General features: G+C 46.7%; 13 protein-coding genes. 4 read left to right on the forward strand and 9 right to left on the reverse strand.

Annotated elements, in window-relative coordinates; translation table 11 throughout:
- The first annotated feature begins 155 nt into the window (after nt 1-155).
- Nucleotides 156-767 (forward strand): hypothetical protein, encoded by a 612-nt coding sequence (locus CSUNSWCD_RS02035; protein WP_034964141.1) that lies wholly within the window; start codon nt 156-158, stop codon nt 765-767.
- A 148-nt stretch (nt 768-915) separates the two neighbouring features.
- Here the strand turns inward: CSUNSWCD_RS02035 and CSUNSWCD_RS02040 are convergent, their stop codons facing one another.
- Complete coding sequence (locus CSUNSWCD_RS02040) at nt 916-2,307, reverse strand: amidohydrolase family protein (protein WP_009493325.1); 1,392 nt, start codon at nt 2,305-2,307, stop codon at nt 916-918.
- Between the two features lie 130 nt (nt 2,308-2,437).
- Between CSUNSWCD_RS02040 and CSUNSWCD_RS02045 the strand changes: the two genes are divergently transcribed.
- The 3 genes from CSUNSWCD_RS02045 (at nt 2,438) to CSUNSWCD_RS11655 (ending at nt 7,598) form a co-directional block, all read left to right on the forward strand.
- Nucleotides 2,438-3,088, forward strand: coding sequence for a MerR family transcriptional regulator (locus CSUNSWCD_RS02045; protein ID WP_009493327.1), 651 nt, complete (start codon nt 2,438-2,440; stop codon nt 3,086-3,088).
- The gene (locus tag CSUNSWCD_RS02050; RefSeq protein ID WP_009493329.1) at nt 3,085-6,567 is read left to right on the forward strand and encodes an acyl-[ACP]--phospholipid O-acyltransferase; all 3,483 of its coding nucleotides are present in this window, start codon (nt 3,085-3,087) and stop codon (nt 6,565-6,567) included. The genes CSUNSWCD_RS02045 and CSUNSWCD_RS02050 overlap by 4 nt, the downstream gene beginning before the upstream one ends.
- Nucleotides 6,568-6,737: 170 nt before the next feature.
- Nucleotides 6,738-7,598 carry a hypothetical protein gene (locus CSUNSWCD_RS11655; RefSeq protein WP_009493331.1) on the forward strand — a complete coding sequence of 287 codons (861 nt, stop codon included), beginning with the start codon at nt 6,738-6,740 and terminating at the stop codon, nt 7,596-7,598.
- A 514-nt stretch (nt 7,599-8,112) separates the two neighbouring features.
- Here the strand turns inward: CSUNSWCD_RS11655 and CSUNSWCD_RS02065 are convergent.
- Genes CSUNSWCD_RS02065 through CSUNSWCD_RS02100 form a run of 8 tightly spaced genes read right to left on the reverse strand, consistent with a single transcriptional unit; the run spans nt 8,113 to nt 14,222 of the window.
- The gene (locus CSUNSWCD_RS02065) at nt 8,113-8,940 is read right to left on the reverse strand and encodes an ABC transporter permease (protein WP_009493335.1); all 828 of its coding nucleotides are present in this window, start codon (nt 8,938-8,940) and stop codon (nt 8,113-8,115) included.
- A complete protein-coding gene (locus CSUNSWCD_RS02070) occupies nt 8,933-9,592 on the reverse strand; it encodes an ABC transporter ATP-binding protein (protein WP_009493337.1) in 660 nt (219 codons plus the stop codon). The genes CSUNSWCD_RS02065 and CSUNSWCD_RS02070 overlap by 8 nt, the downstream gene beginning before the upstream one ends.
- A gap of 10 nt (nt 9,593-9,602) precedes the next feature.
- Nucleotides 9,603-10,508 carry a NapH/MauN family ferredoxin-type protein gene (locus CSUNSWCD_RS02075; RefSeq protein ID WP_009493339.1) on the reverse strand — a complete coding sequence of 302 codons (906 nt, stop codon included), beginning with the start codon at nt 10,506-10,508 and terminating at the stop codon, nt 9,603-9,605.
- Nucleotides 10,509-10,511: 3 nt separating this feature from the next.
- A complete protein-coding gene (locus CSUNSWCD_RS02080; protein WP_009493341.1) occupies nt 10,512-10,967 on the reverse strand; it encodes a c-type cytochrome in 456 nt (151 codons plus the stop codon).
- A 9-nt stretch (nt 10,968-10,976) separates the two neighbouring features.
- Complete coding sequence (locus CSUNSWCD_RS02085) at nt 10,977-11,549, reverse strand: c-type cytochrome (protein ID WP_009493343.1); 573 nt, start codon at nt 11,547-11,549, stop codon at nt 10,977-10,979.
- Between the two features lie 2 nt (nt 11,550-11,551).
- Entirely contained in the window at nt 11,552-12,232 is a 681-nt protein-coding gene (locus CSUNSWCD_RS02090) for a 4Fe-4S dicluster domain-containing protein (protein WP_009493345.1), read from the reverse strand.
- Nucleotides 12,229-13,464 (reverse strand): nitrous oxide reductase family maturation protein NosD, encoded by a 1,236-nt coding sequence (locus CSUNSWCD_RS02095; protein ID WP_009493347.1) that lies wholly within the window; start codon nt 13,462-13,464, stop codon nt 12,229-12,231. The genes CSUNSWCD_RS02090 and CSUNSWCD_RS02095 overlap by 4 nt, the downstream gene beginning before the upstream one ends.
- Complete coding sequence (locus CSUNSWCD_RS02100; protein WP_009493349.1) at nt 13,461-14,222, reverse strand: hypothetical protein; 762 nt, start codon at nt 14,220-14,222, stop codon at nt 13,461-13,463. The genes CSUNSWCD_RS02095 and CSUNSWCD_RS02100 overlap by 4 nt, the downstream gene beginning before the upstream one ends.
- Nucleotides 14,223-14,308: the final 86 nt, after the last annotated feature.

Raw genomic sequence — 14,308 nt, forward strand, 5'->3', positions numbered from 1 at the left:
GCCTTTGCTTTGTTTTATTGATGGTATCATAGCATTTTAAACCTTAAATAGCAATACATTTTTCATACAGAGCCAAAAATAATCAAATTTAGCGCGACCTCGATGCAGAGGGGCTTTAATTTATCATTGAGCGTAAAATAAAAATAGGAGTAAAAATGCAAGGCAATAAAAAAATGCAAGATCTTTTTTCGAGTTTAAACCCAAATGAGGCGACTCAAGAAGAGATAGAAAAATTTATGCAGGGCTTGCTGGAAAACTATGTGCTAGAGGTTACGTGCGAAAAATTCGCTTTTGCAGAGATCGAAATTTATACGAGTGCGGATAAAAACACCTACAAACGAGTGTCGAGCGCCGGCGACATATTTTTTCATAATTTCGGCTTTGATATCTGTTTTAAGAGCTCAGAAGAGGCCTACAGCGGCGTGCTCGTGCGCTCGCTTTGGCCGCTCGGGCAAGCCGAGCCGATAGTGGGCCCGTGCAGATGTGCGAACTCGATTTTAAATATACGCAAGCCGAATTTAAGTTTTTGTCTTTTAGATGCCAAAGGTTCGCAAGATGCGTCGAAAAATTTTAGCCGTAGAGTGCGTAGAGCCGACTTTGACGCGAGCGGCAAACCGATAGAGGATTGCGGGCGGCTTACTTCGAGTAAATTTGAAATATGGCTAGCAGAGTCGGGCGAAAAAGAAGCCGAAAAATACAAAAAAGCTATAAACAAATACAAAGACGAAGCAGAAAACGAAAAGTCAACGCCAAATCAGGCGAATTAGCAAAATTTATCTTAAGGCGGCGGCTTAAATTTGCTTTTTATGCACTTAAAATTTGAAATTTAAGCTACGCTGTCAAAATACGCGCAAATTTTACCAGCTGTGCTCAAATTTGCACGCCCGCCATTAAATTTGCGCCCCAAATCCAAGCTCAAATTTCCCCTAAAATCTTTTTATAATTGCTAAAAATCGGCGAATCCTCGCCAAAATATAAACTCATCGCGCGCACGTAGCGATCGAGCGGATTTTGGATGTGGTTTAGCGCCAGGCGCTCGCGAAACGGCAGGTCGTAGCTGCTTAAAATCACGCTAAAAGGCACGGGAAAATCGGTGCCAAAAAGGATTTTGTCGTGGATTTGCGTTTGGGTTTTTAGGTGCGGCAGGATGCGGGCCTTGTTTATGCAAAGCAGCGCCGAAACGTCCGCGTAAAGCCCGTCAAACTCGCGCAGCCAACCAAGCAGCGTGAAGTAGTTCGCGCCGAATTTCTCGGGATCCCTGGATAGCGCCGTGAAAGCGCCGTCGCTTGAGGCGCCCATGTGAGCGCAGACGATGCGGCAACCAAGATTTAGCGGGGATTTTAGCTGTTCGATGCTCTCAAGCGCCTTGTTTGACGCCAGCGAGTTTTCGTCGCCCACGTGGATCACCAGCGGCAGCCCAAGTTCGCTAAGTAGCCTAAAATAGGGCTCGTAGCGCTTGTCGTTTAGATCCGTCTCCCAGTACGAGTGTAGCAGCTTGCCGCCTTTAAAGCCCATTTTATGGTACTTCTCGATCAAATTTAGCGCGTCTTTGCGGTTTGGATTTACGCTAAAAAACGGCACGACTTCGCTCGGATTTTGCTCGTAAAAGGCAAAAACATCTTCGTTTGAGGCGCAGACAGTTTTGTCCTTGTGCACGAGATTTCCGCTCTCGTCAAATTTCGCATCGACGCCAAAAACCACGGATTTTTGGACGAAATTTGAGCTTTTAATCAGCCGCGCGAAGTTGCTTTTGTAGCCCTCAAAGCCGTTTTTTATAAGCTCGCGCCTGTTTATGTCGAATTTCTTAGCGAAAAACGCGAGTGCGAGTTTGTCGTAAAATCGGTCGAATTTCACGTCCGCGCTAAGCAGATGCGAGTGGATATCGACGGTTTTTATCTGCGTTAAATTTGAGTTTTGTAGGCTCTCCGAGTCGCTTTCGTTAAATTTGCCCGATGAAAATCCGCTTAAATTTGCATCGCTTGCCGTCAAATTTACGCTAGTTTGAGCGCGTTTGCTTTCGGCGCAAATTTGACTCGCCGCGTTTTGGCGTGACCCGAGCGTTTTTGACGTGGCCGTCTGGCTAGCTCTCAAATTTGAGCTCAAATTTATCCGCGCGTTTTGCTCGGTTAAATTTGCGCGAGTTAAATTTGTTTCCGTTTTACGAGTCAAATTTAAGCCAGAGTTTGCGGCACTCGCGCAAGCTGAGTTTGGCGTCAAATTTGCCGCCGTTTTTTCGTCCCTCAAATTTACACCAAAACCAAAAGCCTCCAAACCCTTGCCTGCGCTATAAAAACCATCTCGAAACATCGTTTCTCCTTTTTAAAATTTGGCGAAATCATAGCCTAAATTTTAAAAAGTGTCAAGTGATGCTTTACGCTTTATGATTTTCTAAGCTAAATTTGAGTAATATTTCGTCAAATTTAACGAAAGGAAAGAGATGAGCTACAAGATGAGCGAGCTTTGCGAACTATCGCAAACGCCCAAATCAACGATACTCTTTTACGTCAAGGAGGGGCTTTTGCCGGAGCCCGTGAAGGTAAAAGATAACGTCCATCAGTACGGCGAGGACACGCTTTTGATGCTAAATTTCATCAAATACGTCCAGAGCAACTTCCACCTCAGTCTAAAGGAGGTCAAGGCGCTCACGCAGCAAAAGGGCTTTAGCTTTAAACGCTGCTACGAGGCGCTTTTTGATTCGCTAGATACATTTATGGGGTCAAATTTCGCCCAGACGCTAAGCGCTAGCGAGGCGTGTGAGAGGCTGGGTATCAGCCAGGCCGAGCTAGATAAATTTATCGAGGAGGGATTTATCTTTATGCGAGGGGGCAAGCTAACGCAAAAAGAGGTCGAGATCCTACAAATCGCACTAGAAACCCAAAAGAGCGAGCGCGGGCGGGAAATTTTACAGACCTATATAAATTTAGCCAAACAAACGGCCAAAATAGAAGCCGAGTGCGCGCGTGAAATTTACGCGAAAGCAAAGGATAAAAACGCTGCCTTAAAGCTCGTTTTTGATAATATCTTGATTTTAAAACCATATATCTTAAATTTTCACACCTTTGATGCCTACAAAAAGGAGAACAAATGAAAGGCGTTTTTTCGGTTAGGGGCTTTTTGCCCTTTTTGGTCGTTATGTTTATCAACGCGGTCGTCGATCTTGGCCACAAGATCACGATCCAAAACATACTTTTTAAGAGCATCGAGGATGAAAATTTACAGATTATCCTGACCTCGCTCGTAAATTTGCTAATCTTGCTTCCATACATCATGCTTTTTAGCGTTTCGGGCTTTTTAAACGACAAATTTTCGCGAACGCGCATCACGAGATATGCGGCTGCGAGCGAAATTTTACTCACGCTTTTTATAACGGTGAGCTACTTTTGCGGCTGGTTCTACGTGGCGTTTGGCACGACGCTGCTGTTAGCCGTGCAAAGTGCGATATATAGCCCGGCAAAATACGGCCTCATCAAAAAAATCGTGGGCGGCGAGAAGCTGGGTGCTGCAAACGGTATCGTGCAGGCCTTTACTATCGTGGCGATTTTGCTTGGTTCGTTTGTTTTTTCGGCGATTTTCGAGAGCTACGCGGCGCAGAGTACGGACGCTGGCGAGATGATAAAATCGGTCTGGTTTATCGGCGCGATACTTTTTGTTTGCTCGGTAGCCGAGACGATTTTTACGTTTAAGATTCCGTTTTTCGAGGCGACTGATGCAGGGCTTAAATTTGACGCGAAAAAGTACTTTAAACTAGGCTACCTAAAAGAAAACACTAAGCACATCTTTAACAACAAAAATGCCTTTTTATGTACGCTGGGGCTTTCGGTTTTCTGGGCGGTGGCGCAGCTTGTTATCGCCGTTTTCCCCGCTCACTACAAGGCTATGAGCGCGGATAACAACGTCATGGTCGTGCAGGCGATTTTAGCCGTTAGCACCATCGGCCTAGTCGCTGGCTCGGCGTTAGCGGGCAGCTACTCGAAAAACCACATCGAGATGGGCATCGTGCCTTTTGGAGCGCTGGGGCTTTTTGCTTCGCTACTTATGTTTGCGCAGGGCTCAAGTGCTGCGTTTATGACGCTGGCGTCCTTTTTGTTTGGCTTTAGCGGCGGTATTTTCATCGTGCCGTTAAACGCAAATATCCAGTTTTTTACCTCCGAAGAGCAGATGGGCCGCACGCTAGCTGGCAGTAACTTTATACAAAATATCTTCATGGCAGCGTTTTTACTGCTTGCGATGGCGTTTAGCATATTTGCCGTTAGCACGCCCGAAATTTTCGTCATTACATCCTTTAGCGTGCTTATCTGCGCGCTAGCGACGATAAAATACCTACCGCATCTTTTTGCGCGTTTGCTTATCATGCCGTTTTTTAGGATCGGCTATACGATCAACGTCGATGGCGTCGAGAATATCCCGCAAAAAGGCGGCGTGCTGCTGCTTGGCAACCACATAAGCTGGATAGACTGGGCTGTGCTGCAGATGGCCTCTCCGCGTCCGATCAGATTTGCGATGCATAAGAGCTTTTATGAAATTTGGTACCTAAAATGGCTGTTAAATTTATTTGACGTGATCCCCATTGGCGCGGGTGCGAGCAAAAGCGCGCTAGAAAAGATCCGCGAGTGCCTAGACGCGGGCGACGTGGTGGCGCTGTTTCCGGAAGGCCACATCAGCTATAACGGCCAGATAGACGAGTTTGCGCACGGATACGAGATAGCCGCAAGCGATACAAACTCCGTCATAGTGCCGTTTTACCTGCGCGGCCTTTGGGGTTCGAGCTTCTCGCGCGCTCAAAAATACTATCAAAAAATCAGCCGCAAAGTAGATGGCAAACGCGCTATCAGGGTGAGCTTTGGTGCGCCTTTGGCGCCTGAGACCAAAGCCCCGCAGGTACACGAAAAGGTCGTCGAGCTGTCGTTTTTTAGCTGGGCTGAGTATCTAAAGACTCTTGAGCCTATGCAGTTTAGCTGGCTAAAACACGCTAAAGCGGATCTATTTAAACGCTCGATGGTAGATAGTACGGGTGCCGACCTAAGCAATCTAAAAGTCATCGCGACCGTGCTCGTGTTTTTGTCCAAATTTAAATTCGCGTTTTTAAAAGAGCGACACGTCGGCGTGATACTGCCCTCCTCGGTGATGGGTAGTATTATAAATTTGATGCTATTTATCAGAGGCAAGGTAAGCGTAAATCTAAACTACACGCTTAGCGAGCAAAATTTGATCGGCTGCGCGGACAAGGCAAAGCTAAAAAGCATAATCACGTCGCGCCAGTTTATCGCCAAGCTAAAGGCTCGCGGCTTTGAGCTAGAAGAGTCGCTAAAAGGCAGACTAATCTACCTCGAAGACGTCGCGCAGGGTATAAGCAAGGCTGATAAAATTTGCGCGATGCTAAAGGCCGTGCTGATGCCGCGCTGGCTGCTCGAGCTTATATATTTTCGCGACGTTCGCATCGACGACGAGGCGGCGATACTCTTTAGCAGCGGCAGCGAGGGCACGCCAAAGGGCATAGTGCTAACGCATAAAAACATAATGGCAAACATCAAGCAAATTTCAGAGATCATAAACACGGGCGGCAACGACGTGATCTTGGCGTCGCTACCAATATTTCATTCGTTTGGGCTTACTGCGGCGACCTTTTTTCCGCTTAGCGAGGGTATCGCCACCGCTCACGTGCCAGATCCCACAGACGCCTTTGCCGTGGGCAAGATGGTCGCCAAATACCACGCGACGATAATGTTTGGCACCTCGACGTTTTTTAGGCTCTACACCAAAAACAAAAAGCTAAATCCGCTGATGTTTTCTACGATCCGCTACGCGATAGCTGGCGCAGAAAAATTAAATGCGGTGGTAAAGCGCGAGTTTAAGATGAAATTTGGCATCGAAATTTACGAGGGCTACGGTACGACCGAGACCTCGCCCGTTGTCAGCGTAAATACCGCAAACGTGCTAGAGCCCGAGTTTTTTAAAGAGCTTGTTTTCTCAAAAGAGGGCAGCGTGGGTCTACCGACAGCCGGCACGATAATAAGAATCTGCGACCCTACAAGCCTAGAAAAGCTAGAAAACGGGCAAGCCGGCCTAATCCTAATCGGCGGCCATCAGGTGATGAAGGGCTACTATCTAGATGAGGAACGCACGAAAGAGGCGATCGTCGAGCTAGACGGCGTGCGCTACTATAACAGCGGCGACATCGGATTTTTGGACGAGGCTGGCTTTTTAACCATCACGGATAGGCTCTCTCGCTTTGCTAAAATCGGCGGCGAGATGATCAGCCTAGGCGCGCTCGAGGCTCAAATTTCAGCCGTATTGGGCGATGAGGCGACATTTGTGTGCACCAATGTCGCCGACGAGAAAAAGGGCGAGCAAGTCGTCATGCTCTTTAGCGGCGAGATGAGCGAGGAGGACGTGGCCGCGCGCATCAGGGCTTCTGCGATACCGTCCATCATGCAGCCTTCAAAGATTTTTAAAGTCGAGGCCGTACCTGTGCTAGGAACGGGCAAAGTGGACTTTAAATCAAGTAAAAAACTAGCGGCCCAGTTGGTTGCTGGCGAGGGAAATTTGGGCACGGCGGAGGAAGCTTAAATTTACGCTATGAAAGGCAAATTTGGCGGCTAGGTCGTCAAATTTGCCTATCGTCTAAGACTGGCAAAAGACCCCTGCAAAATTAAATTTTAAAACGACGATACCCGCTTATAAACACCTAAGTTTAATCACAATATAATCATAACGAAAATAAAACAATAAGGCGAATTTTGAACTTAAATTTAAAACAAAAACTCTTCGGTGGTAAACTTAAAAAGATAGTTTGGTCGGTAGTGCTTTTTACGGCGATACTTTGCGCAGCATTTATCCGTATAATCCCCGACTACTCCACTTCGCGAGGCTTCGCCATAGTTTCTCTTTTTGACTATAACAAATACAAGCAAGGATACTGCCTAAAAGAGGATAGAATTTTGCCGAGAGAGGAGCTGTATAAAAGAGCCGTAAGGAGCTATTTTATTAACCTTTACGAATACCCTAGAGTAGAGAGGAGATACAATATCTTCGAAGATAAATATATATATGATGATTATTGTATGAAGTCTGATAAAAGATGTCAATTTTGGGCATCTGATAGACGGATAGGAATATACGAATTGAGTGACTTTATTGATGGAAATAAGACATGGGAGCAAAATTTAAAAAATTTAGGTTTTTATATTTTAGATATTTTTAAAGACGCCCTTGTCGGTAAAGACAATAAACTAAAATACACTATCTTGTATGATATTGGGGGTATTGAAATACAGCTTTTTACCTTTAATAGTATAGACATAATCCATATAGACGAGGTAAAAAAAATAAGAAATTTGAAATTAGTGGGTCAAAGAAACAAAGAGCAGAATTTGTTTCCTGATACCGGATACTCGAAGTTTTATTTAAAAATAAATGTGCTAGAGTCGGCAAAAGGTATCAACCAGGATCTAAAAGCCGATATACCGTTTGGAATATATGATTTAATAAAATATTACTACTATCCTATTTCTAATTGCGGCTACGTAGATAAAATTTCAACCGAAAAATATGCAGAAGACTATACGTTAACAAATTTCTTAATAAGGGAGACAGAATGATTAATTGTTTGGAGTCAACTAAGGATAATTGTCTGGACTTAACAAAGGATTACGGTGTTACGATGTTATCTTATTATCTTTGGGGACAAAGCAATATACCAAAACCAGAAGAGATATCTAGTGCACAATGGATAGATAGGAAAAATGTTACCATAAATAAAAAATATAATGATGAGCGGCTGGAGCCAGGGCGGAGATGACGGCTGGTCTTTGTGATATAGGCGATGGGTCGGCGCCGCTAAATTTGCTTTAAATTTTCCGAGACAGGGCTTGATTTGGCCTCGTTCCAAAGCGTTATAAATTCTATCTTATACATCTTGCTAAAATTTATTCAAAACTCCGAGCTAGGTCTTAGTTTAAATTCAATACGCCTCACTGCGATGATAAAATTTGGGTTTTAGCGGTTATGGATAGCGTAGAAAATAGCGTCGTTTCATCACGGTTTAGCCGCATGTGTGGTCAAATTTGCTTGATAAAACGACTAGCTAGCCTGGCTACCGTAGACTAGCTAAATTTACACCAAATCCCTGCTACTAAAGATAAAATATCCGCCCACAAGCATAATCGCACCCAAAATCAGCGGATAAAAAATCGAGTAAATAACAAATCCAAACGCGCTAAAGTTGTTTAGCACGAAATTTGACGCCACGCCGATCACGGCTAAATTTGGATCAAACAGGCTAATCGCCGCAATCCTAAAGACCTCGATGGGGTTAATGAGCGCGATAAAAAAGATGATATCCTCGCGCACGTTGCTCTTCATCAAAAAGCCGATCAGCGCGAGGTCCAAAAACGCTAGCAAGATAAGCCAGAGCAAAAACGCGACGCCTTGACCCATTTCTTGGTTTTTGATCATCGACGAGATGAGAAATCCAAACGACAAAAATACGAAGCTAAGCGCGAAAAGTAGGGCTGTGTAGAGGGTTAGGATATTCCACGGGATTTCTATTTTTTTAACTAGACCGGCAGCCACGGCTAAAACAAAAGAGAGCAAAAGCGGCACGAAAATAACGAAAATGCGCCCTAAAGCCTTGCCAAAATAGTATTCGCCCAGGCTAACGGGAAAGCTAAGCATATACTCAAGCAGATTCGTATCGCGGTCGGCGCTGATACTGCGCACGGTCGAGATGAGGATAAAAATAGGCACGATAACGATACAAATTTGGATAAAAAGCAGCAAAAGCCGCGTAAGCCCGCTAAAGCCCAGCACCCGCGAGTCCGTCACGCCGCTAAATATAAAAGTAACGATAAGCCCCATAAAAACCAGCATATAGATGAGAAACCAGCGCGAGCGCAGCGACTCGGCGACGTCTAGTTTGGCGATGAGTAGCAGGTTACGCATGCGCGCCTCCTTGAGAGATTAGCTCATCTTTTACGATTTGCCCCAGATCCATCTCGACGTAGCGGTTTGATATGCCTTGCACCTCATCAAGCCTGTGCGAGATGAAAACCAGCGTCTTTTCGCGCGCAAACTCGCCTAGTAGATCCATAAAATTTCGCCTGGCTTTTGGGTCCAAATTTGCCGTGGGCTCATCAAACATCATAGCTTCGGTATCTTTGGCAAAGGCGATTGCGATTAGCATTTTTTGCTTCATACCGCCTGAGAGTTTGTAAAAGGGCTTGTGAAAATTTCCTTTTAGATCAAGCTCCATTTTCTCGCAAAATTTCTCTATATTTTCCTGAGCAACGCCCGAACTTTTGCAGACGAACTCGCAAAGCTCTTTTAGGTTAAATTTAAGCGGCGGCGGCGTTTGCGGAACGAAAGATATCACGCTAAGGGCTTCTTTGCGCGCGGTAAATGGGTCAAAGCCGTTTACTCGCACCTCGCCGCTGTTTGGTTTAAATTCGCCTAGGATTATGCGCATCAGCGAGCTTTTGCCGGCGCCGTTTTGCCCGAGCACGACCGTTTTTTGCCCCTTTTCTATGCTTAAATTTACGTTTTGCAGTATCTTTTGCGAGCCAAAAGCCTTGGTGATGTCTTTTAAGATTATCAAATTTATCCTTTTAGATGAGCTTTTTAAAGCCGTTGTCGAATTTCAGCGCGTCGTGGTGACACACGTCGATACAGCGCCCGCAAAGCGTGCAGTCGCCGCCCACGAGACGAAATTCTTTTTTATTTTCGTCGCCGTCAAATTTAGCGTTTTTCTTCGTGATTTCAAGCACATGCGGCACGAGACAGGTATCGATGCAGACTAGGCAGTGGTCGCAGCGATCTTTGTTCCAGCTAACTTTGACGGCGTTGGTGCGGGTTAGCAGCGAATACGTCGCACCGATGGGGCAGACGTAGCGGCACCAGCCTCTACGGGAGTAGAAAATCTCGACTAAAAGTATAAAAACCGCAAACCAAATCGCGTGAAAGTAGCCGTAAATAACAAACCTCGACACTATGCCCGTCACGCTAAATACCTCAAACACGAGCTGCGCGCTGGCAAAACTCATCGCGATAAAAAGCACGGTAAAGACGTAGCGCCATTTGGGGTCGAAATTTCGGCGTTTGATTATCTTTTTGGCGGCTAAATTTTCGTGGATTTTCTCGCCGATCTCGCCCAAAAAAGTATAAGGGCAAATCCAGCCGCAAAAAGCTCGCCCGCCAACAAGCGCGTAAAAAAGCAAAATCGTAGCCGTGCCGATGATCAAATTTATCGGAAACTCGTGCGTCGCGGCAAATACCTGAAAGCTCATAAAAGCGTCGGTCAAATGAAAGCCTAAAATCCTTGATCCGCTGATGTCGCCTTCTAAAATTTGAATATCCGCGCGGTAAGAAAGCACGAACAAAATATGCACTAGCGCGATCGTCATGAGCCGCCAAGCGCGGATGCTAAGGCGCTTTTTGCCCTCCGCGTTTTTTACCGTGAGCGTGCTTAGAAACGGGACTTTGGCGACCGTGCAGCGCGTGGCGTACTTGTCCATTTTCTACTCTTTAAATTTTGAAATTTCATCAGCTAACGCGCCTAGATCCTCGTCTGATACGTTTGTAAGAAGCCCCTTCATCAGGCTATTTGACACCTTGCCTTCTTTGTAGTTTTTTAGCGAAGCTAGGATTTCGTCCTTGCTCTTGCCTGCGATGCTAGGCGCCATCACGCCCTTGCCGTTTGCTCCGTGACAAGGCGCGCAGGAGGTCAGGTATCGCTTGCTAACGCCCTGGCTAGGCTGATTTGCGACGCTGTTTTGTAGCTGTTTGATCTTTTTGATCTCTTCGCTATCTTGCAAATTTAGCTCTTCATTTACGACTTTTGGCTGCGTTTGTTGTGCCGGTTTTAGCTCGGGCCTGCTAGCGTCCTTTATGGGTGCCAAGGGCTGGCTAGTCAGCATAAAAACCATGAGCGCAAGTACCAAAACTCCAAAGATTATCGCTATTTTCTTTCCCATTTTAGCCTCCTATTTTTTTCTAAATTGCTCGTTAAATTCGCTGATTTCATTAGCTAGCGCCCTGATCTGCGCCTCGTCCATGCCGCGAACTAGATCTTTCATCAGCGGATTTGCCTTTTGCTTGCTCTTATATGCGGCGATCATGTCGTAAATTTGATCCGAGGTTTTATTTAGCAGCGACGGGCCGATGATGCCGTTGGCGTAGTCGTCGTGGCAAGCGGAGCATTTGACTATAAAGTCCTTGCTAAGGCGCCCTTTGATGAGTTTTAAATTTATGCTTTGCAGCGGGCTTCGCACCATCGCTAGCGCGCCGACTGAGCGGCTAGTTTCACTCTCTTCGTCATCTAGGCCAAATTTGACTCTCTTTTTGCCGTTTATATCGTAGGTTATAAACTGATCGTAGTCTTTTTGCGCGGTTGCGTTTGCGTCTGCTTTTTGCGTCTCTATCATGCCTGCGGCGGCTGGCGTCGCCTGCGTTTTTGCCGCTTGCGTCGCGCTTTTTTTATCATCCTTGCTTTCGCAGCCGGTTATCAGCATGGCGGCGGCGAGGGCGATGAGACAGCCTAAAATTTTATTTCTCATTTTTATCCTTTGTAAATTTCGTCATAGCCGCGGTTTGGCGCTATATCGATGATCTGCGCCGGGCAAACCTCGGCGCACACTCCGCATCCGACGCAGCCTTGTTTAAATTCGGGTAAATTTCGCCCGTCGCTTTTAGCCATCGCTATGGCGGCATCTCCGACCGGGCAGAGGCTCACGCACAGATCGCAGGGCTTATCCACGCTATTTTGGACGGCGTCTTTTACGGCTTGCTCGCGGTCGTTGTAAATTTTACGCTCAAGCATTTTCGTAACGCCGCTTAAATTTACGTTTTCGTTTTTGTAGGCAAGACAGGCTTCGCGTCCTCGCAGCACGCCCACGCCCATCTTTACGTCGCTAATCTGCGTCGTAGCGTGATCTAGCGCGCCGCTGGGACAGGCTAAAACGCAAGGAAAAAGGTCGCACAGATAGCAGCCTCGCTTGTGTGCGTCGATATAGGACGTGCCGTTTGAGTAGCCCTGCGTTATATCTAGTAGCTCGATGCTGTGATACGGGCAGACCTGCACGCACTGGCCGCATTTTATGCAGAGCGATTCGAAATTTTTAACCGCCCCCGGAGGCCGTAAAAAAAGCTCGTCCGCGCGCGTTTTGGGTAAAAAATATCCGATGCCGTATCCTGCGGCCGCCGCGCCTGCCGTTAGGGCGATAAAATTTCGTCTATTCATAGCGTTGCCTTTTGAGCGTTATTTGGGCGCATTTTAGGAGAGCCGTCCTCTAAAAGCTTGAGCGGCTCGGAAAAAGGCGCAAGCTTAGCTAGGAAATTTAGCCCGCTAATCACGGTCGAACCGTAGAAAAAGCGCAGTGTCGGATAATACTGCCAAAGCTTGTCGGCGTAAACGAAGTGCAAGTATGGCGTATCGCCGATACCATCTCTATCGACGTCGAGTCCTTCGTATTCGTCGAAATAATTACCGCTCCACTCGTTTAGCTCGATCTTTGAGCCAGGCGTGTCGTTGATAGCCGTTTCCATGTTTCCGATAAAATCATTGCCCTTAAACACGCTTTTTTCCTGCGTCGCGTGCATTTGCAGCCCGATGACGTTGTATAAAATTTGATTGTTTTCGAGGGTATTTACGGTGCCTGGATTTAGCGGCGAGCGGTCGGAGTAGATGCCGCGCGAGTTATACAAAAAGGTATTTTCTCTGATGTTAAATCCAGAGGCGTCTTTTAGTGCGATACCCACGCCGAATGCTCCGTTTGAGTTGATTATCACGTTTCGGCGCACGAGGGAATTCGTTGAAAACATAAAATACATTCCCACCGCTCCGCCGCTAAATTCGTTATCCTCGATGAGGTTGTCCGCCGAATACATCGTATGCACGGCGTAGCGGTTGTTTTTGCCGAAATTTTTGCGGATTATGTTGTTGCTAGAAAACCACGCCACGATGTCGCGGCTGTTATAGACGTAGTTTTGCTCGATCAAATTTTCGTGCGAATACCACGCGCGCACGGCGTCTCCGCGTCTAGGGACATCAAAGCCCTCTTTTGAGGTGATGTTGTTATCTCTTATCACGGCTTGGTTGCATTCTGATAGCTCGATACCGAAAAGCACGTCTTTAAAGCGGCTTTTTTCGACCAAGAGATTATTGCCCTTTGCGCAGCTAACGCCCGCGTCTAGCTCCATCTGGCTCGTGCCGCTGCCTTCGATGTTTAAATTTATGAGCCTGACGTTTTTTGCCGTTACTTTTATCACGCTTGATTTGCGGTCGCCTCGTATCACGGCGCCATCGCCTTTGCCTATTATCGAGAGCGGTTTATCGATTATGATATTTCCCTCGTAAAGTCCGTCGTTTAGGCGCAAGATGTCGCCTGGGTCGGCAGCGTTTATAGCGTCTTGCAGCGGACCGGCGAAGGCCGTCAAATTTAGCGCGCAAAAGAGCAAAAGCTTAAATTTCATTTCGCGTCTTTGAGCTCTTTTTTCTTTGAAAATACGGCTAGGATACAAAGCGCGCTCATGGCCATCATCACCCAAAATCCTATGCTAGGATACGAGTGCGTCGTAAACTGCGCGACCTTGCCGTCGCCAAGCACGGTCGGCATAAACGGTTTTATCTTAAACGCGCCCCACTCTTGCATATTGTGTCCATACCAGTATAGCCAGCCCGCAAACGCGCCCATAAAAAGTAGCGGAGCGATGGTCGGAAGCACCATGAGCAGGGAGTTAAATTTGCCGTCGTAGTATAAAAAGGCTAGCATGCAAAGCGTGGAAATGAGCAGATAATAAGGCGCAATCGCGCGCTCGACGTTGCCGCCGTGCTCCATCGGATACATGCCGATGTAGTGGTTTATGGTGTTCATCTCGTGCACGTCGCCGCCGTATCCGTCAACGTGAAAATAAACCGGAATGCCGTCGGGAAAGGCGTCTTTTGGGTAGTTTGGCGCTTCAAGCGCGACGTACCAGATAGGAAAAGAGGGCGTGCCGATCTCGGCTTTTTGCTCGATCATTTTTTCTAGGCTGCTTGCGACATCCTTTGGCATCAGGTGGTTTTTGTACTGAAACGAGGTGTAAAGGTCGTAAATTTTATACGAATACCCGGCGAGCGGCTCGCCCGCGGCGATCTTGGCTTTGGCTCCGAAAAAGCCCAGCACCGGGATCGTAAAACAAACGGTCATCAAGACTAACGCGATAATAGTGTAAATTTGATACTTCTTCATCGTTTCTCCTTTATTAAATTTAAAAAATTTTTCGCAAAACGCTTTTTAAATTTAACGTAGGAGGCTCGGATTACGCGCGCCGAGCC

Source organism: Campylobacter showae CSUNSWCD (assembly GCF_000313615.1).
Taxonomy (GTDB): domain Bacteria; phylum Campylobacterota; class Campylobacteria; order Campylobacterales; family Campylobacteraceae; genus Campylobacter_A; species Campylobacter_A showae_A.